The organism is Flavonifractor sp. An112 (genome assembly GCF_904377885.1).
In the GTDB taxonomy this organism is placed as follows: Bacteria; Bacillota; Clostridia; order Oscillospirales; family Oscillospiraceae; genus Flavonifractor; species Flavonifractor avicola.
Window position 1 is genome coordinate 1 of record NZ_CAJFGT010000022.1, and the last position, 22857, is coordinate 22857.

Genomic DNA, 22857 nt, shown 5'->3' on the forward strand with positions numbered 1-22857 from the left:
GTCGGTGTATTCTTTGGATTCCTGATAGCGCTTCAATGCTTGAACTGCTTCATCATAGGCCTGCTTGATCCCGGGAATCTGGGGCGCGATCTCTGTGGTGAATTCCTTTTTTGCGGACCGCTGCCCGGAAATACATAATGCGGCAACGATGACAAACGGTATAACGAGGGCCAGGATACTGCTGGTGTTAAGCAGAAGTGCTGCAATGCCACCTATGACGCAGGCGGCAAAAAACGATATCAGCAGCGTTCCGACCAGGCTGAACTTTCCCGCCTCGTACTTCTTTTCAACCCATTCCATCTTTTCTCCGGCGGCGATCTGTGCATCGACCAGCGCATTCTCTTTTTCTTTGACCGCTTTTACCTGCTGGATGATTTCCCGGTCTGTCATATGATGTCTCTCCTTCGTCTGTTACGATTAAATCAAATCTTCCAATTCCTGAATCATTTTCCGCCTCAATTATACCCTGTGAGTTCTCTGTTTTCAACCCTATAAGTTTATTTATAAATATAACTCTCAAGGGTAAACTGAAGGAAAACGGGGGAGGGTATCGCATGGAATGGGCAGAGATTGGCGGCAGAATTCGCAGGCAGCGGGAATATCTGGGCTATACCAGAGAACAGTTTGCCGAGCTGCTGGAGGTCACGCCCAAGTTCTGCTCCGATATTGAGCTCGGAGCCAAAGGAATGTCTGTTCCCACCCTCTGCAAAATCGCTCACATTTTGCGGTTATCCACGGACCATATTTTATTTGGAACATCGGAGCATAACAGTTCTGAGCCTCTGGAGCTCCTGCTGAAGAGCTGTTCCACGGTAGAACGCGGTTACGCCGAACAGCTTCTGAAGACCTTTCTTCTGGCTATGAACAGCAAAAAAGATTCGCCCAAGTGACGGGCGAATCTTTTTTGCTATATCACCGCTCAACGCACCATACTGAGATATTTATAGATCGTAGTACGGCTCACATCGCAGACACGGGCAAATTCGCTGATATTGAGCTGGCCGGACTGGTAGGACGGATAATGCCGGTAGAAGATGGCCGGGATGGTGTCAGGGGTGATCCGGGGCCTGCCGATCCATTTGCCTTTCGCCTTCGCGTTTGCCATGCCTGAGCGCACACGGGCCCGGATCATGGCCAGCTCCAACTGGCCGAATACCCCTGCCATCTGGAGAAACGCCTCCGTCATAGGGTCCGCATGGCCTTTCCGACAGTCCATCGTAATACTGCCTACGATAATCAGACAGAGGGACTTGCCTTTTATCAAGTCAATGATCTCACAGAGCTGTTTTGTGCTCCGGGCCAGGCGGGAGACCTCCAGCGTGATAATGGTATCCCCCTCCTGCGCCAGCTCAAACATACGCTGCTGGACCTGCTTGACGGCACTGTCTCCATGCTCGTACTCCAGGTAGACCTTCTCCGCCCCGGCAGCTTTCAGCTCCCGCACCTGGCGGTCAATGTCCTGTCTGCTCTCATTTGTGCTGCATCGGGCATATCCGAAGTTCGTGTTTACCACCTCCAGGAGTGTCCAGGAAAACAGTTGTTAGACTGAACATCCGAAATCGATCTGCCAGCGTCCCAAAAGAACGTATTTCTCGCCTGATTTCGTCCAGGAAATTCCGACGGCCCTTTTGCGGACCGGGACCCGGCATCAAAGCTCCCCGCAATACAGGAATTCTTCCAGCTCTTCCGGAGAAAACCCTTCTGCCGCCAGCATATCGATTTCCTCTGGAGCATAGCCGAAGGCATAGGCCACCGATTTCAGCTCGTCCAAATAGCCGGGGGCAGCCTTCGCAGGGCGTGACTCCCACGGAGTGCGGAAACGCCGCCAATGTGGATCGAACCAGGCTGAGAGCAGCTTGGAGCTGTTGAATTGGCCCCTTGTGAGCTGACCCGCAGCGGTGATCCGTAAGATATCCCCGCATCGTGTTGCGATCTCGGTGGCCTCCCCCAGCCGGAATCGCAAGCGGCCAATCGCCCGCCGCAGAATCTCCTCAGTTGAAGCGTAGAGGAAAAGACCCCTGTTTGGGAAGTGATACAGACACATGGGATTGTCGCCCTTGACAAGGTAAAGATCATCCGCTCCGCTGAGGACGGTAAAGGTAAACGAGCCCTCCAGCTGTTCCGCCATACGGCGCAGGCTCTCAAAGCTCAGCGTATGGGCCTGCTCCAGCAGCTGTACCCCGATATAGCTGTCCGTCTCGATTTTCGCTGCGGGCAGTCCCAGTTTCCTGCGCAGCAGCTTATCGTTCCGAATCACGCCGTTGTGAGCCAGGGCGAACATCCCATCGGATACGGTTCCCCGGAACGGGTGGTTATTGTAGTTTCTTTGCTCACTTCCCTGGGTCGTCAGCCGCGTATGGCCCATAATGGTCCACACATCTGCGGGGACATGGAAGCGCATCTGATGGGCCGGAAGGGGGCGCTTGTAGATACAGAGCTTGCCATGACTGTGGTAAGCGATTCCTGTGGCATCTGTCCCTCTGGCCTCACAGGAGACAGATAAGACCGTGAGTATGTGGTTTCTCTGCTTTTGGGTCAGAGAGTGGCCGTAGTCGATGACTCCAAACAAGCAGCACATTACAGCTCCTCCTCTCCGGAAACGGGGTCATTGACATAGAGCCGCCGCTCCTTCAGGTACTGCACCAGCTCCGGTGCCTGGCAGCCAGAGACAAAACTGGTCCAGGACAGAGCTTTCAACTCGTCGTCGGACAAATAAATTGCCACATCACAGACTCGGTCAACGAGCTGCAATGTGGCGAGCAGTGTGTTGTATTTCAGTGTCCCGCGAAACATACGGAATTCAATCGTATCGCTATTTTTGAGGTTCACGCAGGAATATCGGCCCCCTCCGTACCCTTTCTTCGCGTGGTCCAGAATGTCCATAGGATGATCTTTCAGACCATAGCGGGCAGCCCAGCGTTCCAACTGGCGCGGAGTGCGCCGACTGAATTTCAGCAGTTCCTCCCAGTGTTTCTCAAAGAAGTACAGGACCCGGGCAATGCCGGCCTCTTGCTCCCGGTGAGTAGAGCCGAAGGCTGCCCGGCTCACATGGACGTGAAGGCCGCATGTTCCGCACTGGTGACTCCGATAGCCCATTGTGACCGCCTCGCGCATGACTGCCTCCCAGGGCATCTCCTTCTGATGGAATTCCAGAGTCATGGGGTGCGTAACAATTTCAAAGCCTTCGTCCAAAGAGCCGTCATGCTTGCAGTAAATCAACTCTTTCCTGGCATTCGCCAGGGACAAAATCGTTTTGGCGTTTTCAGAGGATTCTCCGGCTCCGTCGATCTCTAGCTCCACACCCAAATACCGGCGCCCGTTCCCGTAAAAAATTGGCTCCGGCTTGTAGGAGTAGTCTTGTATGGCGCTCTGCCGGACGTTTCTGGCATAGCAGTCATAGCACAAGGGCTCCTCGTCATCTTCATCGTCTCTGGAGTAATAGGCGCTGTCATTGTGGAGTAAAGCTCCGCAGCGGATACAGTTGGTGTATTCCTGCTCGTAACACCGCTGGCAGAGCGGAGTGCCATCGCTGCCGGCATTTTCGTCCGCCCAGATACGGGCTCCGCAAACCGAGCAGAGCAGGGTTTCCTGCTGGAAGCAGTCAGAGCACAGCTCCTGGTCGCCAAAAATTTGCCTCTGGCCGCTGGAATATGCGCGGCCGCAGATCTCGCAAGTAAAAACTTCGTCTCTCATGGTTCGTTTTCCTCCTGTTTCACAAAATAGTCGATGGCCGCGCACAGCAGCGCCGCCGCAGCCGCCAGGAGGACTCCGAGAAACTTCTCCCGGAGCTCCTGGCGATGGTCCATGGTCACCCCATGGTGGCGTAAACCCGCTGAAACAGATGATTTACCAACTCCACAATGACAGCGCGAATCACAGATAAAAGCGCTTTCAGCATGGCGTCCTACCTCCTTTTCCTATAAAATCAAAAATACCGGGAACCGCAGATGAGGCGCAGGCCTCAGCGGTTCCCGGTATTCTATGGAAATGATATTTGTTTGAGGGGGACAGAAAAACCAAACAGGGTGCTAAATAATCAATGGGAGGCTTTTTATCATGCGAGAGGAAGCGTATCTGGACTGGCGGGAAAATGAACTGCTGGAGCGGCTGCCCGTGGTATTGACAGCGCAGGAGGCTATGGACGTTTTAGGCGTGGGGAAAAACACCATCTACCGTTTGCTGGACGCTGGAAAGCTGAGAGGATTTCGGGTCGGACGAAGCTGGAGGATTACAAAAGATGCGATCTTGGAGCTGACCGGATTATGATCGTTCTGGACAGATGGGCAGATCAAAGCAGTAAAATAAAAGCGAAGAAGCGGTATAGGGTGATTCCGATACCGTTTCTTCGGCAAAGTTCAAATTTAATCTGTCCATCTGCCCAAAATGAAAATTTCGCGAGAGTGTCAGATGAGTAAATAGATTTGGTCTGGGAAATCTTTTGTGATCATTTTCATTTCATCTTCTGTTGGCTCTCGGTCTTCATCCTCGTGCTCAGAATACCACAATTCGCTTCTTAATAGATACAAAAAGATGACATACGGAGGTATTTTATCATATCTCTGTAAATGCTCTATTTGGAATTGCTCGATAAGCACGAGCAATTCTTGCTTACAGGGATCAAGATTACGGCGAAATGGACCTTTGCTTTTTCCCGTATTATAGATAGGAAGTTTTTTTGCAATAAGCGACAAAAGGCCTGTTAAATCCTCAAAGGCATCCATCGTCATAGTTACATTGCACACATCCTGCAAATGATAGGTTAATGCACTAAACAACAGAATTTTCCCAAATATCATGCGAATTTGGCCCTGTTTCTGCTCATTCTGCAATGAATTCAAAGTGAGCTTTGAATATTCGCAACGCCAATTTTTAAGATTAAATAATTTTTTTGCTCGATTCAGGAGAGGATCTTTTCCGCTGTGTGGTAAGGTATAGTCTTGCCATGCATTCGTTTTTAGGTCAACAAACAATTTGGCAGTGCCTTGCAGAGATACCTCGTCAATGGGGTAGCCATCGGCATCGAATTGTGCTTCCCCCTGTTTTTTACGATTCAAAAAATAGCTGTAAATCAAGATTGGAAGCATCGCTGCGACCAACGGATTATCCTTAGGGAGCATGGTATCTAATTCAATAGAAATCATGGCTAGATCGGTGTTAACAGCACTGGGGAGACTAAATTGACGTTGATATTTCTGCTGTGCCTCTGTGTTTTTTGTACCTGACCCGCTTTGTATTTTGCAAGCGTAAAGAGGTTTTAGCCATGACTTCAGATCTCCAAACCATGCAGGCCTACGGTTTTCCACGCCGTAGGCCTCTTCACAATCAATGGTGGAATCTTCATGGAGAAGACTTCTCCAATAACGGCCAATTTGTTCCACTGCCTGATGATACAAAGCGGCAGACGCAAAGGAGCTATCTTGTAATTTCTCAGAAATTGGAAACACCTCCAAATTCATTTTTGTGAATCAGACCTCACCCGGCAGACTCTGGTATGATTCTAATGGCAGGAGGCCCTGCCAGAAAGGAGAAAATCAAGATGAAAAACGTAAACACCAGGGACTACCGGGCGAGGGAGATCATTGACGCAATTAACGCCGGGCAGCCAGACGTTTATGCCGTCATGCGGAACCCTAATACCCACCAGCTGTGCCTCATTTATATGCGCCGCTACCTGCCGCTGGCGCGCTTCGAAATGAGCTTACAGCGGGATGACGGCGAAGTTTTTGAGGCAAATGCAGACACAATGGGGTGGAAGCTGGGCCTGAGTACCGATCCGGACAAGCCGGCAAGTGCTCGCCTTGTTCTCCTGGATCAGCAGGATACAGCCATTTTGTCCTCCGTTTGTGACTGTTTTTCAGGACAACTCTGGCTCATTGCAGAGGGACGCCTTAGCTGCCATCCAGCCACCATGCATGGCGTCTTTGATTGGGAGAAGTCCAGTACAGTCGGGTCATTGCAGATAGACAAATCCCCAATTCTCGCAGAACATTGGAGACTGTCTGCCCAATGCCTGCGGCCAGCCTGGCATCAGGAGACGATGGATGAAGCTCAAATTTAATTCTATAGCTTCCAAATTTTGGAGTGAAGACGATTTTGACTGCCCGGAAGAGTCCCGGTCTGTAGCGCCCGCTCTGGTATTTCCGCAGTCGTCCTGGAACGATCAGGACGACTGCGGTTTGGACTGCAGTGCTGTTCGGGACATGCAAATGAGTCTTGCGCTGCGATGCCCTGAGGAACTGCTGGATGTATCCGCATTAAAAACCACACGGAGGATCTCTGAGCCCTGCCAATTTGACCGGAAGTGGCCAGAGAAGCCATTTCCGATAGGCATATGCGGGATACAAAAGCCGGACATCAGTGTTGGACTAGGGAAACGTCAGGTGAGCCGGGACCTGGTCCGTCTGGAACAGTTCCTGCTCCAGACGCTGATATTGATGTACTACCAGGATAGTCTGTGCCAGTTCGATGGGATGTGTTGGAAAAAACTGTGTGACCATCAGGCGGCAGTACTGTTTAAGGCAACGCTACAAGAGGCTGACCTTGCAGATAGCCTGACAAACAGTGATTATCGGAAGTTAATAAAAATGGTGAGTGAGAGTCCTGAAATTCAGCAGGAGGAAGAGATCGAACCGCCTCCCTACACAATCAATTTTCTCGATGGTACGCTTGACCTGGGAACGGGCGTGCTGTATCGGCATAACCCAGACGATGGTTTTTTCCGTGTGGTAAGATTCTCTTATCAACAAATTCGGAACAGTCCGGAGCAAGGAATCGCTTTCGAGTCATTTATCCGGCAGGTCAGCAACGGCGACCCGGAGATCCGCCAACAAATTCTGGAATTGATTGCTCTAGTCCTTTCAGAAGCCAATCTGAAACGCTTCTATGTGCTGCTGGGGCCTAGTAACACAGGAAAGTCTCAAATCGGCAAATTTCTGGAGAAGCTGGTCGGAGAGGAAAATGTAGTCTCTGTCCGAGGAATGCACGATTTTTCCGATCAGTGGACTACCGGCAGTATGCAGGGGAAGCGCCTGGCTTCCTGTCTGGACTTGCCGGACAAGCCCCTTCCCAAGGACGCAGCCGGGATTATCAAGCAGATGGTGGGCGATGATACTGTTAAGATCGAGGAAAAATATAAGTCCCCCGGTCTCATGCGAAAAAAGCCCATCCTGTTTTTTGCAGGAAACTATCCGCTTCATGGAAATGCGCTGGACGAAGCACTTCTGAACCGTATGGTGATTATCCCCTTTACAAATCCCTGCCCAGTTGAAAAAATGAAACAGGAACTGTTTCGGGATTTTTTTGCAGAAGCCCCTTACATTATAGGACAAGCTATCTGTGCGTTTCAAGCGCTGATGGGCAGAAACTTCCAGGTCACATGTGTTCAGGTTCCTGAAGAATACGCGCCTCAGATTGGGAGTGACAAGATATTGCTTCTGGGGGAGTTTGTGGACCACTGCTGTGAGCTTCAGAGCGAGTGCGAGACTGAGACAGGCGATCTTTTCTGCGCCTTCTGCCACTTCTTATTCTTGAAAGGGCGCCCGCCGATGTCAGAAATTGATTTTTCCAGGCAGCTCAACGACTGGATCCGCAGGGAACATCTTTCGGTCAGACCTGTAAAGCGGGTGAACGGATGCGGTTCCAGAGGGTACCAGGGTATTCGGGTCTTACCAGAGTACCAGGCGCGCCCTCATCAGGTATGTTAGTCCCCCCGACCACATATTATTTTTACAGAATATGGAATAAATGAGGTGATTTCATGACCATCCAAACGACAAAATCTGCTACTCGTTCATCTTGGCAGGTGACCCGTCACTTTGACGGCAATAAAGGCCCGGAGTCCCTGCTGAGAGCGCTGATCCAGGCCCACAAACCATAACTTCACATAATGCCACATGAGAGGAGGTGGGACGGTCATGGAGAGGTGGAACACGGCAGGCTATCTGCGCCTGTCCCGGGAGGACGGCGACAAGGCGGAGAGCGACAGCATCGCCAACCAGCGCAAGCTGCTGGAGCAGTACATCGAGGCCCACCCGGAGCTGAATCTGGTGGACTTTTACCAGGATGACGGCTACACCGGCACCAACTTTGACCGCCCCGCCTTCCGCAGAATGGAGGGGGACATCGAAGCAGGGAAGATCAACTGTGTTCTGGTCAAGGACCTGTCCCGGTTCGGCCGCGACTACATCGAGATGGGCCGCTACCTGGAGCGGGTCTTCCCTGCCCAGGGTGTGCGGTTTATCGCCGTCAATGACCACGTGGACAGCCAGCAGGGGCGATATGATATGCTCCTGCCCATGAAAAATATCTTCAACACCCAGTATGCCAGGGACATTTCGGACAAGGTCCGCTCCGCCATTCATACCAAGCAGCAGAGGGGAGAGTTTATCGGGGCTTTCCCCAGTTACGGCTACCAAAAAGACCCGGCCAATCATAACCATTTGGTCGTTGATTCCGCCGCAGCCCAGGTGGTGCGGCGGATTTTTGATCTCTTTGAGCAGGGGTGGGGCAAGGTCAGGATTGCCAAACAGCTCAACGCCGAAGGTATCCCCAGCCCCAGCGAGTACAAGCGGATCCTGGGGGAGCGCTACCACAACGGCCGAAAAATGGACCGGACCATCTATTGGACCTACGCCACCATCCACCGTATCCTGCAAAATCAGATGTATGCGGGGAATATGGAACAGGGCCGGAATTTCCGCCCCACCATGCATGGAAAGGCTGTCCAGCTGGACCGCTCGGCCTGGACCGTGATCCCGGATACCCACGAGGCCATCATTGGGGCGGAACAGTGGGAGCGGGTCCAGACCCTGCTTCACAGACGGACCCGGCAGCTGGACTTCGAGCAGAACCGGAGCCCCTTCGCCGGGTTCCTCCGCTGCGGAGACTGCGGGCGGGCCATGGTAAAGACCAGGAGCGCAGGCGGAATTTACTATAGCTGCGGTTCCTATAAACGGTACGGACCCACAGTATGTACCAAACACAGCATCTCCCATGCGGTTCTGGAACAAATCGTTCTGAATGACCTGAACCAGATCATTGCGTCGGTACAAGACCTGCAGGCATTGGCGGAAGAGGCGGAGTGGCAGCCCCCCAAGGGGCGAGCGGGGGAACGGGAGCGTCTGGAGGGGGGATTGGAGCGACTCTACCGACTGAAGAAATCCGCCTATGAGGATTACCGGGACGGACTGATCCGCAAGGAGGATTTCCAGCGCTATCAGGCGGACTATGAGCGGCAGGAGCGGGAGCTGTCCGCCCAGCTTCAGCAGCTGGAAGCGCCGCAGGAGGAGGCCTTGCTGCTCCATCCGTGGGTCCAGTCCCTGCTCCAGCATGGGAAGCTGACCAGTCTGGACCGCGTCACAGTGGCGGAAACAATAAGGAAGATTTTGATCTTTGAAGATGGGCACATCGAGATTACTTATACTTTTTCCAATGAGCTTGGACTCTTGACCGGATAGAGGGCGTTCTGCGCAGCAGGTGCGGAACGCCCTCTGATTTTGACATATGATGTAAAATTCGACTTGTTTTTTTGCATTAAATTATGCTATAATTCTATTGAATTTTACAGCGGAGGTGTGATGATGTACCGGAAAATGACCCGCTATCTTCTGGAATGGAAAAAGAGTCCCTACCGCCGTCCGCTGATTTTGCAGGGGGCCCGGCAGGTGGGCAAAACCTATGCCCTTCTGGAGTTTGGAAAGGCTCACTACGAGAATGTGGCCTACTTCAATTTTGAGACCAACCCCAGTCTGGCCGGTGCCTTTGACGAAAGCCTGGAGCCCGCCTATCTGATCCCCCTGCTCTCCCGTCTGGCGGGACAGAGCATCGTGACGGAAAAGACACTGGTGATTTTCGACGAAGTGCAGCTGTGCGAGCGGGCCCTAACCAGCCTGAAATATTTTTGTGAGCTGGCCCCCGCCTACCATGTGATTGCCTGCGGCAGTCTGCTGGGGGTGGCGGTCAACCGGCAGAAATTCTCCTTCCCGGTGGGAAAGGTGGACATGAAAACCCTGTATCCTATGGACATGGAGGAATTCCTGCTGGCCTGCGGCGAAGGGGAGCTGGTGGGACAGATTCGGGACTGTTTTGCCCGCGATACCCCCATGCCCGCGGTGCTCCACGAGGCGGCGCTGAATTACTACCGGCAGTACCTGCTGGTGGGCGGTATGCCAGACTGTGTCAGCAAGTTTATTGAGACCCGGGACTATGTTCTGGTCCGGCACATTCAAGACACCCTTCTGTCCGCCTATCTCAACGACATGAGCAAGTATAACAAGGAGAACGAGACCAAGAAGACCCGGCTGGTCTACGATAACATCACGGTCCAGCTCTCCAAAAAGAACACGCGCTTCCAGTACAAGCTGGTGAAGAAGGGCGGGCGGGCCTCGGAGTTTGAAAACGCCATCGAATGGCTGGTCCTCTCCGGGATCGTCAAGCGTATCTACCGGGTGGAGCAGGTCAAAAAGCCGCTGGAGAACTACCGGGATATCGATGCCTTCAAGACCTATGTTTCCGATGTGGGCCTGCTGTGCGCCAAAAAAGAAATCGTACCGGAGGATATTCTGTACCCCACTCATGAGCTGGACGACTTCAAGGGCGGCATGACGGAGAACTATGTGTGTACCCAGCTCACCGCCAGCGGCTATACCAGCTACTATTGGACGGCGGACCGGGGCGGGTATGAGATCGACTTTTTGATTCAAAGGGAGGGGGCCATCCTCCCCATTGAGGTAAAGGCCGGGGAACACACCAAGGCCAAGAGCCTGGAGGTCTACCAAAAGACGTTCCGGCCGGAGCAGTCCCTTCGGCTTTCCACCAAAAATTTTGGCCGGGAGAATGGGCTGAGATCGGTCCCCCTCTACGCCTGCTTCTGCATCTGAGCCAATAGCGGCCCCTGGAGCCCTAGAGCCCCAAGGACCGCTATTTTACATCACCCTGGGGAAATGAGGACACCCAGCAGCTCATTGATATTCTGGGCCAGTACCAGATCAAGGCCACCTTTTTTGTGGTGGGGGACTGGGTGGACAAATACCCCGAGTCGGTGAAGGCGCTCCATGATGCTGGTCATGAGATCATGAACCACTCCAACACCCACGCCCACTACAACAGCCTGTCCACCGAGGAGATCATTGCCGACGTGTCGGCCTGCAACGACAAGATCGAGGCCATCACCGGCGTACGGCCTACCCTGATCCGCTGTCCCTACGGGGAGTATGACGACCATGTGATTGCCGCCATCCGCTCCATGGGTATGGAGCCCATCCAGTGGGATGTAGACAGCCTGGACTGGAAGGAGATCCCGGCGGACGAGATCACCCAGCGGGTGGTGAGCAGGGTGTGCCCCGGGTCCATCGTGCTCTTCCACAATGCAGCCATCCACACGCCAGAGGCCCTGCCCGGGATCATCCAGTCCCTGCTTCAGGAGGGGTACACCTTTGTGCCCATCTCCCAGATCATCCTGCCGGGAACGTGCGGCACAGACTATACCATCGACCACACCGGCCGGCAGCAGCCCTGCCAGAGCTGAGCGGCGGATGGGCGGAACGTATGGGAGACAGAAAACAGGGGAGCTTGCTGCAATATGCAGCAAGCTCCCCTGTTTATAAACTGTGGGAGAGCTATTACGTCAAAGACCGGTCCATAATGTCTGATGAAATTTCAAACTGGATATCCTGGGCGGTCTGACCGGCGGCGTTCTCAGCCTTGAGTTCAGGCGGAATCACAAGTCCCTCGTCAGGACCTCTTCCGTACAATTTATATGCCTCAAGGTTGGGGCATTGTGTCAAAGGCGTCAGGTCCAGGGGGCGGGACACGCCGTCCAGAGAGATGGCCCGCAGCTTGGAAAGGGTGCTGAGCGGGGTCAGATCTGCGCCGGCGGTATCCATAGACAGATATTCCAGATTGGGCAGATTGGTAATGGTGTCCAGGGAGGGGGAGAATGCTACGCCATCGCCGTCATAATCATGGAACTCCAACAATCTTAGGCTGGGCAGCGTGTTGTTGACCTCCAGAAGGGCGGTCCCATCGATGCTGACCACGCTGATCTCTTCCAGGTGCTTCAGCTGGGAGATGTCCAGAGTCATATTGCCCTGAGTGTAGAGGTTCAGAAAAACCAGAGATTCCTTTTGCTCCAGAAGGGTCAAGTCTGTGCCTGGAGCCACTTCTATATCCAAATACGTCAGATTGGGCATCTGATTTAAAAAGTCCACATGGTCCACAGAGGGAGAACTGTTTCCAAGATCATCAAAACTGAGCCACTGGAACTGGGAAGATGCTTCAAACGTATCCAGCAACGCGCCGTCCTCCACCACAGGCCCATCAGCGGTAGGGTCCCAGCTTTCGGAAATACCTTCTTCTGTTACATGGAGGAAGTGGATAAATTCCACATCGCTGGGGTGGATGGGGCCCTCCGGCTTGTCGATGATAATGCGGATATTCTTCTGCTCAAAGACGGGGTCAATGAAGGTGAGGGTGGGCTCATGGAGGGCCAGTCCTACGCCGCCCACTAGTAGGCCGCCCGCCGCCAGCCCGGCAACCAGCTTGAGTTTGAAGGCCCCGGACGCAGCCGACTTGACGGCGGTCCCCGCCGCGGCCTTTCCGCCTGCTGCCGCGGCCGCCGCCGTTGTGCCTCCGGCTGTCTGGGTCCCGGCTGCCGCGGCGGCGGTGGCGCCTGCCGCCCCGGCGGTCCCCGACCCGGCGGTGACAGCCTGCCAGGTCTGGGAAAAGACGGTGGGGTCGGGCAGTTCCCCGGCAAGGCAGGGGAAGAGAAGTCCAATGGGGGCCAGGGTGTGGAGCCGGATGCCGTCCCGCTCCTCCAGCGCCAGCACGTCCTCCTTTATTTGGAAATATAGTGGTACAGCCGCATCAGGGTGGTGATGCACTGCTCCCGGCTGTAGGACAGGGAGGGGGCAAACCGTCCGCCGCCCACGCCGTTCATAACGCCGCACCCCTGAATGGCCCCTGTGGCCTCCAGTGCCCAGGGGGAGATCTCCGCCCGGTCGGTGAAGTTTGCTTCTGCCGCCGGCAGGTGTTTGGACATACTCTGAGCCAGTCGGGTGAGCATGACCGCCGCCTGCTCCCGGGTCAGCGGGTCATTGGGGTGGAAGCTGCCGTCGCCCACGCCGTTTACAATGCCCAGGTAGGCGGCCTTCTCCACGTCCTCATCCTTGGTGTCGGAGAAGGAGACACGGCCCTGCACCGGGCTGCCGGTCACCGTCTCATAGAAGCGGACCACCAGGGCGCAGATCTCCTGACGGGTGGCAGTTTGGGTGTAGCCGGTCTGAAGCTCAAAGGGCACCACGCCCAGCTGGATGGCCTCCTGGACAGAGGCTGCCGCCCAGTCGGAGGGCTTGGAAGCGTTGTCGGGCTGGGAGAAAAAGTCCACCTGGTAGGTGAAGTCCACAGCCTTGCCGGAGCGGTCCTTCAGGCCGTCGATGGTGACCTGGTAAACACCCTCATACTTGGTCACCCCGTCGGGCCGGAAGATGATGCAGTTGCCCACGCCGGAGGTCTCCACATTGAGGTAGCAGCCGGAGGCGGCGGGGGTATAGCTGGCCTTGCCGTCCAGGGTCCAGGTCTTGCCGTCGCTCTGGCGCACCAGGGTGACCACAAGGCCGGACTGGGTGGGCACCTGATAATCATCGGGGTTAAGCACCACGCTCCAGGCGGTGTTGGCGTCAAAGCTGTCCAGGTAGTTGGGGAAGTTGCCCGAGGCGGGCCAGCCGATAAAGTCATAGTCGCAGCCGCTGCCGCTGGTGTCGGTGACCTTCTCGGTTACAAAGTCGCGGTAGATACTGTCCGGGTTCTGGGCGTAGCCAAAGCCAACCCGGCCCAGCTCGGGGTTGAGCTGCCAGCGGCGGTGCCCCACCCGCTCCACGTTGCGGGCGTCGCTGTCCTGCATAAACATATCCACCGACTCCAGCAGATCCATGCCTGCCGCGATGTTGCTGGTGGAGGTGGCCTCATAGGCCTTTTGATAGAAGCTGTTGTCCATATCCGCAGGCTTGGCGGGGGTATGGTTCAGACTGCCCAGGTGGGCCAGCAGTACCGCGCCATACTGGGCGTTTTCGCTCAGACTGTCGTCCAGCTGAACCTGAGGTACACCGGCCAGCCGCCGCAGCACATTCAGACGCTGGGCAGCGGCCTCCAGGGCCTGGTGATCCACCGCGCCGGTGGCATAGGGAGCGTGGATGGAGGGTTCCTCCGTCAGAACGGGGTTGGGAAGAGTGCTGGAGGCCTGATTCAGCAGCTGGACGATCTCTTCCTTGCTCAGTTTTTCCAGCGTGGTGGAGCCGCTGTGCCGCAGTTCGGTCTGCTCCGGTTCCTCAGTGGGCTGGGAGACCGTTCCGTCAGGCAGCAGGACCTTTACCCCTTCCAGCCGGACCGGGGCCCACGCTTGATTGGCGTAGTCCATGTCCAGGCTGGTGTCGCCCCACACCCAGAGGGAGCCGTCCGACTGAATGGCGGCGCCGTTGTTGTTGAGGCCGCTGCTGACAAATACCACATTGTCCAGGATCTTCTCCGGAGTACCGGTAGTGGAAGAGGTAGTGCCGTTGCCCACCCCTCCGGTCAGGCTATGCCCCCAGGACCACAGGCCGCCCTGGTCGTCGATGTAGGTAAAGACGCCTGCGTTGGTGGCAATGCTCTGCTGCTGGATGGAAACTTGCTGAGTGCTTTCAGCTGCCAGTGCCCCGGGCATGGCCCCCACCAGGAGGGCTGCCGCGCAGAGGGCGGAGAGCAGCTTTTTGGGTAACTGGATCCGTTTCATCAAAATTCCTCTCTTTCTTTTTTAGGTAGCGCTGCGGTACAGAAAGGTGCCGGAGGCGGAGGGCAAGGCAGTCAGTTTGTTTGAATCTCCTGCCGGTCCGGCAACCAGATCCCATGGAAAGGAAGCGCCTGCGCCTCCGCCGCTCCAGCCTGTGCGAGCTTGCCGCTCACGACAGTAAGAGCATTGGGGGAGGGGCGCGGTTTTATTTTTTGCGATCTTTTTTTCAGAAAATTTGAAACCCGACTTTGCGCATAAAAAGAACCAGACTAGCGGACAACTGGCCTGGTTCTTAAGTTATAAAGGAAATTTTATTGCTGAATAGCGGCTCTCAGCTTTTCTATGGTTTTCTTGACGGATTTTTTGGGGATGGAGGCGGTGATGCCTTCCAGGTCCCGCTCCTTGCCGCCCACCGAGCCCACGCCGATCTGCACCCAGCCGGACACCACCAGTGTGCTGCCCTGGTACTCGATCTTGATGTAGTGCATGGCGGTCATGAGACCGGTTCCTTTTTTCCACACCACTTCCCGGTTGTAGTCGATCTCCCGGTAATCGTCGGCAATAAGAATATTACGCGCGATTTGATCTACCACCTGGGGCGGCTGATGAAAGTCGATTCTGAAGGTTGTTCTTGCCATACTCAAAACTCCTCTCTGTTGCAGTTGATTTGTGGCAGTGCCAGACAGACTTTCCATTATTATAGTACATCAGGAACAATGTGGCAAGGATGGAAGAGAGGTGGGATAAAAATGGCCTGCGCCTTAGGGCGCAGGCCAAAGAAGTTGTATACAGCAGCGGCGGCAATCCACACATTACCGCAGGCTCTCTGCCTTTTCCTTAATAAAGTGGCTCAGCCAGGAGGCCGTCGCCTTGTTTTCCAGGGCGAAATCGATGGTGGCCTCCAGGAAGCCGCACAGATTGCCGGTGTCGTACCGGCGGCCCTCAAAGTCCACGGCTACCATCCGGCTCTTGCGGCAGAGCTCCCGCAGACCGTCGGTGAGCTGGATCTCGCCGCCGTAGCCGGGCTTCAGGTTCTCCAGAATGTCGAAGATCTGGGGGGTGAGCACATACCGGCCCAAGATGGCGTAATTGGAGAACATCTCCTGGGGGGTGGGCTTTTCGTTCATGTCGGACACGTCGAAGATCCGGTCCTCCAAAGCGGAGATCTTCACAGAGGAGTAGCGGGAGATGGCCTCGGTGGACACCTTCTGGACGCCTACAGCGGAGGCGCCGTATTTCTCGGCTCCCTCGATCAGCTGGAGGGTCACCGGCTTTTTGGCCCGCATGATGTCGTCGCCCAGCAGCACGGCAAAGGGCTCGTCTCCCACAAAGCGCTTGGCCCGGTAGATGGCGTGGCCCAGACCCTTGGTCTCCTTCTGACGGACATAGAAGATGTTGGCCAGATCGGCGGCCCGACGAACCTCCACCAGCTCCCGCTCCTTGCCGGCCTGGAGCAGACGGGTCTCCAGTTCGGGATAGTAGTCGAAGTAATCGTCCATGGCGGACTTGGCCCGGTTGGTGACGATGAGGATGTCCTCGATACCGGAGGCCACCGCCTCCTCAATGATATACTGGATCACAGGTTTGTCCACCATGGGAAGCATTTCCTTGGGGACAGTCTTGGTGGCGGGGAGCATCCTTGTCCCCAGACCAGCGGCGGGGATGACGGCCTTGCGGACTTTCATGGGGAATCCTCCTTGTCTGTTTGTAAAACTGAGGGCGTCGCCTCAGCGGGCAGCCAGGCGGCGCTCCGGGATCATGGTGCGGAAGTAGCGGATCTTAGGCAGGGCCAGCAGCAGCACGGAGCCCAGCACATAGCAGGCCAGAGCCTCGCCCACCACAAAGGTCCACATATTGAAGGTATAGGCGGCCCAGAAAGCGCCGTTGAGGGCGCCCGCCTCCGCCCAGGCCCACATGGGGGGCAGCAGCAGGGCGTTCATCACGATGGGGGGCAGGGCGGCCAGATACCAGCGGGGCATCTTGGCGCTCAGAAAGGCGGCGATGGCGGTGGCCAGTGTGCCTACGATCATGTCAATGGGACCGTAGGGGGAGAGAATATTGGTCAGCAGACAGCCCAGCGCCAGGCCCGGCGCGGTGGCCGGGAACAGGAACGGCAGCACGGTGAGGGCCTCTCCCAGACGGACCTGGACAGGCCCGAAGGTGAGCTGAAAGATGTTGCCAAAATAGCAAAGGACGAAGTAGACGGCGGCCACCATAGCGGCCAGGGTAAGATCGCGGGTGGTAGATTTGCGCATACTAAGTTGGAACCTCCATTTTCGTATTTAGAGAACGGCGGTGAGTCCCGCCGAACGAACGCGGCATTGCCGCGCTTGGACCGGGTGTGGAAACCAGTCGGTCACATTTTAGCACAATCCCCCCCGAAAGGCAAGGGAAGGGGACGGTTGCGGCGCTGATTTACAGGTCCGGAAGAACCTGCTATACTGATTGAAAAAGACAAAGGAGGAAGCGGTGATGGAACGATCCGCGGCACAGGAGCGCCGGAAGGCGGTGGAGCAGATGCTGGAGGAGGCAGGAGGGCCGGTGAGCGCCACGGCGCTGGCCCGGCGGTTTTCGGTGAGCCGCCAGATCATCGTGGGGGATGTGGCTCTGCTGCGGGCTGCCGGGGCGGATATCGTGGCCACCCCCCGGGGCTATGTACTGGGCCGCCGGCCTGCCGGAGTGGAACGGCGGGTGGCCTGCGTCCACGCTCCGGAGGAGATGGAAGCAGAGCTCAACGCCATTGTGGACGCTGGGGGCGAGGTGGCAGACGTAATTGTGGAGCACCCGGTCTATGGTCAGCTCACAGGCATATTGGGGGTGCGTTCCCGATATGATGTACAGGAGTTTCTCCGCCGGGTGGCGGCGGACAGCGCCAGACCCCTGTCTGATCTGACGGGCGGTATCCATCTTCATACGATTCGGTGCAGGGACGATAAAACGTTCCAAAGGATACTGGATTCTCTAAGAAACACAGGTTTTTTGCTGGATATGTAAATATAAAATAAATGGATGGCGAAACTTATGTTAAATCTGCCGAAAAAGTATTGCCAAATTGTGAATGATGGTGTATCATAGGGTACGAATCCTAGGGTTGGGGAGGCTTTTGGGATTCGAAATTATAAGGGAGGGTTATTATGAACTCACCACGAATGCAACGCTTCGGAAGAATTCTGCTGGTCGTCTTTGCCTTGGCCTGTGTCCTGATGACGGTCGCCTGCGCAGAAGGCGAAGAGGTCCAGAGCAAATTCTTCGGCACCCCCTGGTCCCTGTTGCCGCCTGTTGTCGCAATTGTTCTGGCACTGATCACGAAGGAAGTCTACTCGTCCCTGTTCATCGGCATCCTGGTGGGCTTTGTCCTCCAGGCCAACTTCGACCCGGTCATGACCTTCAACCACCTGGTCAACGGCTTTGTGGGCAACATCGGCGGCAACGCCGGTATCCTGATCTTCCTGGTCATCCTGGGCACCCTGGTGGCCCTGATGATCCGGGCGGGCGGCTCCAAGGCCTACGGTGACTGGGCTGTGGCCCACATCAAGACCAAGGCCGGCGCTCTGTGGTCCACCTTCATCCTGGCCATCGTGCTGGGCGTGGACGACTACTTCAACAACCTGACCACCGGTAACGTGATGCGCCCCGTGGCTGACAGCCACCACATTTCCCGGGCCAAGCTGTCCTATATGTGCGACGCCACCGCCGCCCCCGTGTGTATCATGATGCCCATTTCCTCCTGGGCCGCCGCCGTCACCGGCGTCATCAACAACGAGGAGCTGGGCTTCCAGATCTTCCTGCGGGCCATCCCCTACAACTACTATGCCGTCCTTACCATGGTGTTTATCATCATGATGACCGCCCTGAATATCGACTACGGTCCCATGAAGAAGCATGAGGACAACGCCGCCAAGGGCGACCTGTTCACCACCCCCGAGCGGCCCTACGCCGACGCCGAGGAGATGAAGTTCAACCCCAACGGCAAGGTCATTGACCTGATCCTGCCCGTCGTCATCCTCATCATCTGCTGCGTCATCGGCCTGCTGTACGCCGGCTGGCTGGCTGGCGGCACCACCATCCTGGAGATGTTCGCCAACACCGACGCCTTCTTCGCCCTGCCCTTCGGCGCTACCATCGCCATCATCATCGACATGATCTACTTCATGGTGCGCCGTTCCATGTCCTTCACCGACCTGATGGATTGTCTTCCCAAGGGCTTCAATCAGATGGTGCCTGCCATCCTGATCCTCTGCATGGCCTGGACCATTAGCGGCGTCACCCGGGATGGCCTGGGCGCCCCTGAGTTCGTGGCCGCGTTTGTGGAGAAGCTTGGCCCCGGCCTGCATAACTTCCTGCCTGCCGTGGTCTTCCTGATTGCCTGCTTCCTGGGCTTTGCCACCGGAACCTCCTGGGGCACCTTCGGCATCCTGCTGCCCATCGTGCTGGAGATCTTCACCCCCGGCGGCTTTGACAACCTGACCGCCGAGACCCTCAACGAAGTGCCCATCCTGATGGTGGGCATCGGCGCCACCCTGGGCGGCGCGGTCATGGGCGACCACTGCTCGCCTATCTCCGACACCACCATCATGGCGTCCACCGGCGCCCAGTGCTACCACCTGAACCACGTGGCCACCCAGATGCCCTACGCCGTCACCGTGGCCGCCATCGGCTTCGTCAACTACATTATCACCGGCCTGATTATCGATTATGTGCCTCAGGTCGTCTGCCTGCTCATTGCCGTGGCCTCCACTGTGGGCTTTATGCTGGTGGTAGGCAAGCTCAACCACTCCTTGAACCGTCACTCTCAGCGCGACTGAGCATGATGTCGGCAGACTAACTGAATCCGAAAAAATCACCCCCACCGTATGAGCGGCGGGGGTGATTTTTTGTTTTAGAGGAACCTAAAAATAAACTTAATAGTTTAAAAATATGCACAAACTGGTGTGTAAAAAACCGGCTGCGCCTACGTAGTTCCGCCTAAACATCTAGGCAAAAAGAAACCTTCTTCCTATCAGGAAAGGATTTTATAGGAATAAAATGGAATAAAAAAGAAAAGTGTATGGATTATATGCCCAAAAAAATGTACATTTTTCTGTGCGCCCCTACAAAAATATGCAAAATATCAAAAAAACATTGTCAATTTAATAACAATTTTGTTATGATACCTTTCGAGTCCTTGGGTTGGGGAGCTTTAGGATTCACCGATCTTATTAGGAGGGCTGATATGAATTCACCGCGTATCAAACGGTCTGGCAAGATTCTGCTGACCCTGTTTACCCTGATTTGCATCCTGGCAACGGCGGCTTTCGCCGAAGGCGATTCCACCGCTCAAATCGCGGCTTGGGGCACCATTGCATCCCTGCTGCCTCCCGTGGTAGCCATCATCCTGGCACTCATCACCAAGGAAGTGTATTCTTCTCTGTTTCTGGGCATTATTGTGGGCTGCCTGCTGTTCACCAACGGCAATCCCATTGACGCCATTCAGGATTTCGTGTCCCGCCTGTGCAGCAACGCCGGCGGCAACATGGGCATCCTGATGTTCCTGGTCATCCTGGGCACCATGGTGGCCCTGATGATCCGGGCCGGCGGCTCCAAGGCCTATGGCGACTGGGCCGTCAAGCACATCAAGACGAAGTCCGGCGCTCTGTGGTCCACCTTCATCCTGGCCATCGTGCTGGGCGTGGACGACTACTTCAACAACCTGACCACCGGTAACGTGATGCGTCCCGTCACCGACGGCCACCACATCTCCCGCGCCAAGCTGTCCTATATGTGCGACGCTACCGCCGCTCCCGTTTGTATCATGATGCCCGTGTCCTCCTGGGCCGCGGCTGTCACCGGTATCATCGGCAACGACGAACTGGGCTTCCAGATCTTCCTGAAGGCCATTCCTTACAACTACTACGCCATTCTGACCCTGGTGTTCATCATGGTTATGACCAGCCTGAACATCGACTACGGTCCCATGAAGAAGCACGAGGACAACGCCGCCAAGGGCGACCTGTACACCACCCCCGAGCGTCCTTTCGCCGGTGTGGAGGAAATGAAGTTCAATCCCAACGGAAAGGTCATCGACCTGGTGATCCCCGTGATCGTGCTGGTGGCCTGCTGCGTGGGCGCCATGATCTATGTGGGCTACCAGGGCGGCGGCACCGACCTCATCAGCGCCTTTGCCAACACCGACGCCTTCTCCGCTCTGCCTCTGGGTTCTCTGATTGCCCTGATCTTCACTATGATTTTCTTTATGGTGCGCCGCTCCATGAAGTTCACTGAGCTGATGGACTGCCTGCCTGAGGGCTTCAAGCAGATGGTTCCCGCCATCCTGATCCTCTGCCTGGCCTGGACCATCGGCGACGTGACCAAGGCTCTGGGCGCTCCCGAGTTCGTGGCTGACATCGTCTCCGGCTTCGGCGACAGCCTGCACAACTTCCTGCCCGCCGTGGTGTTCATTATCGCCGCGTTCCTGGGCTTCGCCACCGGTACCTCCTGGGGTACCTTCACTATCCTGCTGCCCATCGTCATCCCGGTGTTCTCCGGCGGCGTGGCGGCTGCCGATCTAACTGCCGACCTGATCAACGGCAACGAGATGCTGATGATTGCCATCGCTGCCACTCTGGGCGGCGCGGTTATGGGCGACCACTGCTCTCCCATCTCCGATACCACCATCATGGCCTCCTCCGGCGCTCAGTGCTACCACCTGAATCATGTGGCCACTCAGCTGCCCTATGCGGTCACTGTGGCGGCGGTCTGCTTTGTCAACTACATCCTGGCGGCTCTCCTCCAGAACATGATCCTGAACCTGCTGATTGCTGTGGTTTCCATGGTGGTGGTGCTGGTCGTCATCGGCAAGGCCAACCACTCCATGAATGTCCACTCTCAGCGAGACTGATTCCTTGCCAGTAGGCGGGAAGGAAGAAAAAAAGTCCGGCCCTCACAAAGGGCCGGACTTTTTGCTTACTTATCGGGTGATCCAGAAGAGATTGGAATCGGTGACAAAGTTGGGGACGCTGTAGAGGACCAGAGCCTGATCGATGCCGTTTTGCTGAATGTAGTCGGCAATGGACAGCTTGTAGTAACGCAGGTCGATCAGGTGAATCTCAGAGAAGTGGGGAGTCAGAAAGGGCACCAGGGAGTCGGCGTAGGAGTCTCGGATGATGAGCAGCTTAGGCTTGTCGGTATTGGGGGTCTTGACCACGCCAAGGGACTGGTTGCCGCCCAAAAACATAGAGTACTTGTCTTTGACGGAGAGGAAGGAGGTGTCGTACAGAGAGCGGGGCACCTCCACCTGATTGCCGGCGTTGTCATAGGTATAGCTGGTGACGGTAATACCGGTATCGGGCACATAGGTGGAGATGGTGTCGGGGCTCACCCAGCGCACGCCGGAGGAGGAGAATACCGTGCCGTAGAACTCAGTGGAGCGGATGGTCTCGGTGTAGGCATCCAGGGGCACGGGAGTGTAGCCCAGGGCCTCTGCCAGGCCGGTGTAGCCGTAGTATGCGCCCAGGCTGGTCCAGTGGTGGTCAGTGCGGTAGAAGATGCTCTCATCCTTGTGCTCCCACAGGGGGCTGTACAGATCCGCCCAGGTGGCGCCGGGTACAGCCGCCTTGGCCTGGTCCAGCAGGCCGGTCTGGCTGGCATTGGGGGCCCCGTCGGGCAGCCGGCCGGCCCAGATGCAGGCCTGGGTGGGAATGAGAGAGAAAGTTACCGGGATATCCACATTTTCCACAAAGCTGTTCACATAATTTACATTCTCCGATACCTTGGCGGCGTCGGGCTGGTCAAACCGGGTAATGAGGGTGTCCTGGTCGCAGAAATAGACATCGTTGTTCTCGTGCTTGCCCAGGATCCGCTCGCTGGAGGACTTCAGGGCAATCCACAGGTCCCGGCCCACAAACTGGTCGGTGGTGTAGGTCTCAAAGTCCTTCATGAACTGACCGCTCAACAAGCTGTCCACAGACAGCTTGGGCATCTGCTCCAGATTGCGGTTCTCCATTTCGGAGAACTCCCGGCTAGGAGTAGCGGCGTTGGCCACCAGGAACAGACCGATAAAGGCACAGAACAGAGCGCTGATGAAGATGCAGTATTTTTTCGACATAATCAGAACCTCC

General features: G+C 55.8%; 20 protein-coding genes and 1 pseudogene. 10 read left to right on the forward strand and 11 right to left on the reverse strand.

Annotated features, from left to right (window positions below; translation table 11 throughout):
* Positions 1-390, reverse strand: a 390-nt coding sequence (locus tag IHN22_RS04830; protein ID WP_191433822.1) for a hypothetical protein, incomplete at its 3' end; no start/stop codon positions are given.
* A gap of 164 nt (positions 391-554) precedes the next feature.
* On the opposite strand from IHN22_RS04830, the gene IHN22_RS04835 reads away from it, so the two are divergent.
* Entirely contained in the window at positions 555-890 is a 336-nt protein-coding gene (locus tag IHN22_RS04835) for a helix-turn-helix domain-containing protein (RefSeq protein WP_130869746.1), read from the forward strand.
* 29 nt (positions 891-919) lie between these two features.
* Here IHN22_RS04835 and IHN22_RS04840 read toward each other — a convergent pair whose 3' ends face one another.
* The 3 genes from IHN22_RS04840 to IHN22_RS04850 form a co-directional block, all read right to left on the reverse strand.
* A complete protein-coding gene (locus tag IHN22_RS04840) occupies positions 920-1513 on the reverse strand; it encodes a recombinase family protein (protein ID WP_191433824.1) in 594 nt (197 codons plus the stop codon).
* A 135-nt stretch (positions 1514-1648) separates the two neighbouring features.
* Positions 1649-2578 carry a class II glutamine amidotransferase gene (locus IHN22_RS04845; protein WP_191433826.1) on the reverse strand — a complete coding sequence of 310 codons (930 nt, stop codon included), beginning with the start codon at positions 2576-2578 and terminating at the stop codon, positions 1649-1651.
* Positions 2578-3693, reverse strand: coding sequence for an amidoligase family protein (locus IHN22_RS04850; protein ID WP_191433827.1), 1116 nt, complete (start codon positions 3691-3693; stop codon positions 2578-2580). Before IHN22_RS04850 ends, IHN22_RS04845 begins: the two co-directional genes overlap by 1 nt.
* A gap of 363 nt (positions 3694-4056) precedes the next feature.
* On the opposite strand from IHN22_RS04850, the gene IHN22_RS04855 reads away from it, so the two are divergent.
* The gene (locus IHN22_RS04855) at positions 4057-4266 is read left to right on the forward strand and encodes a helix-turn-helix domain-containing protein (RefSeq protein ID WP_191433829.1); all 210 of its coding nucleotides are present in this window, start codon (positions 4057-4059) and stop codon (positions 4264-4266) included.
* Positions 4267-4403: 137 nt separating this feature from the next.
* Here the strand turns inward: IHN22_RS04855 and IHN22_RS04860 are convergent, their stop codons facing one another.
* The gene (locus tag IHN22_RS04860; RefSeq protein ID WP_191433831.1) at positions 4404-5456 is read right to left on the reverse strand and encodes a hypothetical protein; all 1053 of its coding nucleotides are present in this window, start codon (positions 5454-5456) and stop codon (positions 4404-4406) included.
* Between the two features lie 80 nt (positions 5457-5536).
* On the opposite strand from IHN22_RS04860, the gene IHN22_RS04865 reads away from it, so the two are divergent.
* The 5 genes and pseudogenes from IHN22_RS04865 to IHN22_RS04885 form a co-directional block, all read left to right on the forward strand.
* Positions 5537-6058, forward strand: coding sequence for a hypothetical protein (locus IHN22_RS04865; RefSeq protein ID WP_191433833.1), 522 nt, complete (start codon positions 5537-5539; stop codon positions 6056-6058).
* Complete coding sequence (locus tag IHN22_RS04870; RefSeq protein ID WP_191433835.1) at positions 6042-7703, forward strand: DNA primase family protein; 1662 nt, start codon at positions 6042-6044, stop codon at positions 7701-7703. Before IHN22_RS04865 ends, IHN22_RS04870 begins: the two co-directional genes overlap by 17 nt.
* A gap of 210 nt (positions 7704-7913) precedes the next feature.
* On the forward strand, positions 7914-9455 hold the full coding sequence (locus IHN22_RS04875; RefSeq protein WP_191433836.1) for a recombinase family protein: 1542 nt from the start codon (positions 7914-7916) through the stop codon (positions 9453-9455).
* Positions 9456-9575: 120 nt separating this feature from the next.
* The gene (locus IHN22_RS04880) at positions 9576-10877 is read left to right on the forward strand and encodes an ATP-binding protein (protein WP_300985510.1); all 1302 of its coding nucleotides are present in this window, start codon (positions 9576-9578) and stop codon (positions 10875-10877) included.
* A 74-nt stretch (positions 10878-10951) separates the two neighbouring features.
* Positions 10952-11524: pseudogene (locus tag IHN22_RS04885) on the forward strand (polysaccharide deacetylase family protein); the annotation flags it as partial.
* 94 nt (positions 11525-11618) lie between these two features.
* On the opposite strand, the gene IHN22_RS04890 reads toward IHN22_RS04885, so the two are convergent.
* The 5 genes from IHN22_RS04890 to IHN22_RS04910 form a co-directional block, all read right to left on the reverse strand.
* Entirely contained in the window at positions 11619-12824 is a 1206-nt protein-coding gene (locus IHN22_RS04890; protein WP_191433840.1) for a hypothetical protein, read from the reverse strand.
* An 8-nt stretch (positions 12825-12832) separates the two neighbouring features.
* Positions 12833-14764: an S-layer homology domain-containing protein gene (locus tag IHN22_RS04895; RefSeq protein ID WP_191433841.1), complete on the reverse strand. Its 1932-nt coding sequence runs from the start codon at positions 14762-14764 to the stop codon at positions 12833-12835.
* A gap of 308 nt (positions 14765-15072) precedes the next feature.
* A complete protein-coding gene (locus IHN22_RS04900) occupies positions 15073-15399 on the reverse strand; it encodes a hypothetical protein (protein ID WP_191433843.1) in 327 nt (108 codons plus the stop codon).
* Positions 15400-15573: 174 nt separating this feature from the next.
* Positions 15574-16446, reverse strand: coding sequence for a UTP--glucose-1-phosphate uridylyltransferase GalU (gene galU / locus IHN22_RS04905; RefSeq protein WP_087188378.1), 873 nt, complete (start codon positions 16444-16446; stop codon positions 15574-15576).
* A 42-nt stretch (positions 16447-16488) separates the two neighbouring features.
* Positions 16489-17016, reverse strand: a complete 528-nt coding sequence (locus IHN22_RS04910; protein ID WP_191433844.1) for a QueT transporter family protein — start codon at positions 17014-17016, stop codon at positions 16489-16491.
* A 217-nt stretch (positions 17017-17233) separates the two neighbouring features.
* Here IHN22_RS04910 and IHN22_RS04915 point away from each other — a divergent pair, with 217 nt between their 5' ends.
* The 3 genes from IHN22_RS04915 (at position 17234) to IHN22_RS04925 (ending at position 21638) form a co-directional block, all read left to right on the forward strand.
* Positions 17234-17755 carry a transcription repressor NadR gene (locus IHN22_RS04915; RefSeq protein WP_191433846.1) on the forward strand — a complete coding sequence of 174 codons (522 nt, stop codon included), beginning with the start codon at positions 17234-17236 and terminating at the stop codon, positions 17753-17755.
* Positions 17756-17895: 140 nt separating this feature from the next.
* Complete coding sequence (locus IHN22_RS04920) at positions 17896-19566, forward strand: Na+/H+ antiporter NhaC family protein (RefSeq protein ID WP_191433848.1); 1671 nt, start codon at positions 17896-17898, stop codon at positions 19564-19566.
* Between the two features lie 407 nt (positions 19567-19973).
* Positions 19974-21638: a Na+/H+ antiporter NhaC family protein gene (locus IHN22_RS04925; RefSeq protein WP_191433849.1), complete on the forward strand. Its 1665-nt coding sequence runs from the start codon at positions 19974-19976 to the stop codon at positions 21636-21638.
* 69 nt (positions 21639-21707) lie between these two features.
* Here the strand turns inward: IHN22_RS04925 and IHN22_RS04930 are convergent, their stop codons facing one another.
* Positions 21708-22844, reverse strand: coding sequence for a DHHW family protein (locus IHN22_RS04930; RefSeq protein WP_191433851.1), 1137 nt, complete (start codon positions 22842-22844; stop codon positions 21708-21710).
* Positions 22845-22857: the final 13 nt, after the last annotated feature.

What these genes read in the sequence shown, in the direction of transcription:
- IHN22_RS04845 (WP_191433826.1), bottom strand. Translation starts at nt 2,578, where the DNA reads ATGTGCTGCTTGTTTGGAGTCATCGACTACGGCCACTCTCTGACCCAA.
- galU (WP_087188378.1), bottom strand. Translation starts at nt 16,446, where the DNA reads ATGAAAGTCCGCAAGGCCGTCATCCCCGCCGCTGGTCTGGGGACAAGG.
- IHN22_RS04900 (WP_191433843.1), bottom strand. Translation starts at nt 15,399, where the DNA reads ATGGCAAGAACAACCTTCAGAATCGACTTTCATCAGCCGCCCCAGGTG.
- IHN22_RS04880 (WP_300985510.1), top strand. Translation starts at nt 9,576, where the DNA reads ATGATGTACCGGAAAATGACCCGCTATCTTCTGGAATGGAAAAAGAGT.
- IHN22_RS04915 (WP_191433846.1), top strand. Translation starts at nt 17,234, where the DNA reads ATGGAACGATCCGCGGCACAGGAGCGCCGGAAGGCGGTGGAGCAGATG.
- IHN22_RS04835 (WP_130869746.1), top strand. Translation starts at nt 555, where the DNA reads ATGGAATGGGCAGAGATTGGCGGCAGAATTCGCAGGCAGCGGGAATAT.
- IHN22_RS04895 (WP_191433841.1), bottom strand. Translation starts at nt 14,764, where the DNA reads ATGAAACGGATCCAGTTACCCAAAAAGCTGCTCTCCGCCCTCTGCGCG.
- IHN22_RS04865 (WP_191433833.1), top strand. Translation starts at nt 5,537, where the DNA reads ATGAAAAACGTAAACACCAGGGACTACCGGGCGAGGGAGATCATTGAC.
- IHN22_RS04920 (WP_191433848.1), top strand. Translation starts at nt 17,896, where the DNA reads ATGAACTCACCACGAATGCAACGCTTCGGAAGAATTCTGCTGGTCGTC.
- IHN22_RS04910 (WP_191433844.1), bottom strand. Translation starts at nt 17,016, where the DNA reads ATGCGCAAATCTACCACCCGCGATCTTACCCTGGCCGCTATGGTGGCC.
- IHN22_RS04860 (WP_191433831.1), bottom strand. Translation starts at nt 5,456, where the DNA reads ATGAATTTGGAGGTGTTTCCAATTTCTGAGAAATTACAAGATAGCTCC.
- IHN22_RS04855 (WP_191433829.1), top strand. Translation starts at nt 4,057, where the DNA reads ATGCGAGAGGAAGCGTATCTGGACTGGCGGGAAAATGAACTGCTGGAG.
- IHN22_RS04875 (WP_191433836.1), top strand. Translation starts at nt 7,914, where the DNA reads ATGGAGAGGTGGAACACGGCAGGCTATCTGCGCCTGTCCCGGGAGGAC.
- IHN22_RS04850 (WP_191433827.1), bottom strand. Translation starts at nt 3,693, where the DNA reads ATGAGAGACGAAGTTTTTACTTGCGAGATCTGCGGCCGCGCATATTCC.
- IHN22_RS04925 (WP_191433849.1), top strand. Translation starts at nt 19,974, where the DNA reads ATGAATTCACCGCGTATCAAACGGTCTGGCAAGATTCTGCTGACCCTG.
- IHN22_RS04870 (WP_191433835.1), top strand. Translation starts at nt 6,042, where the DNA reads ATGAAGCTCAAATTTAATTCTATAGCTTCCAAATTTTGGAGTGAAGAC.
- IHN22_RS04930 (WP_191433851.1), bottom strand. Translation starts at nt 22,844, where the DNA reads ATGTCGAAAAAATACTGCATCTTCATCAGCGCTCTGTTCTGTGCCTTT.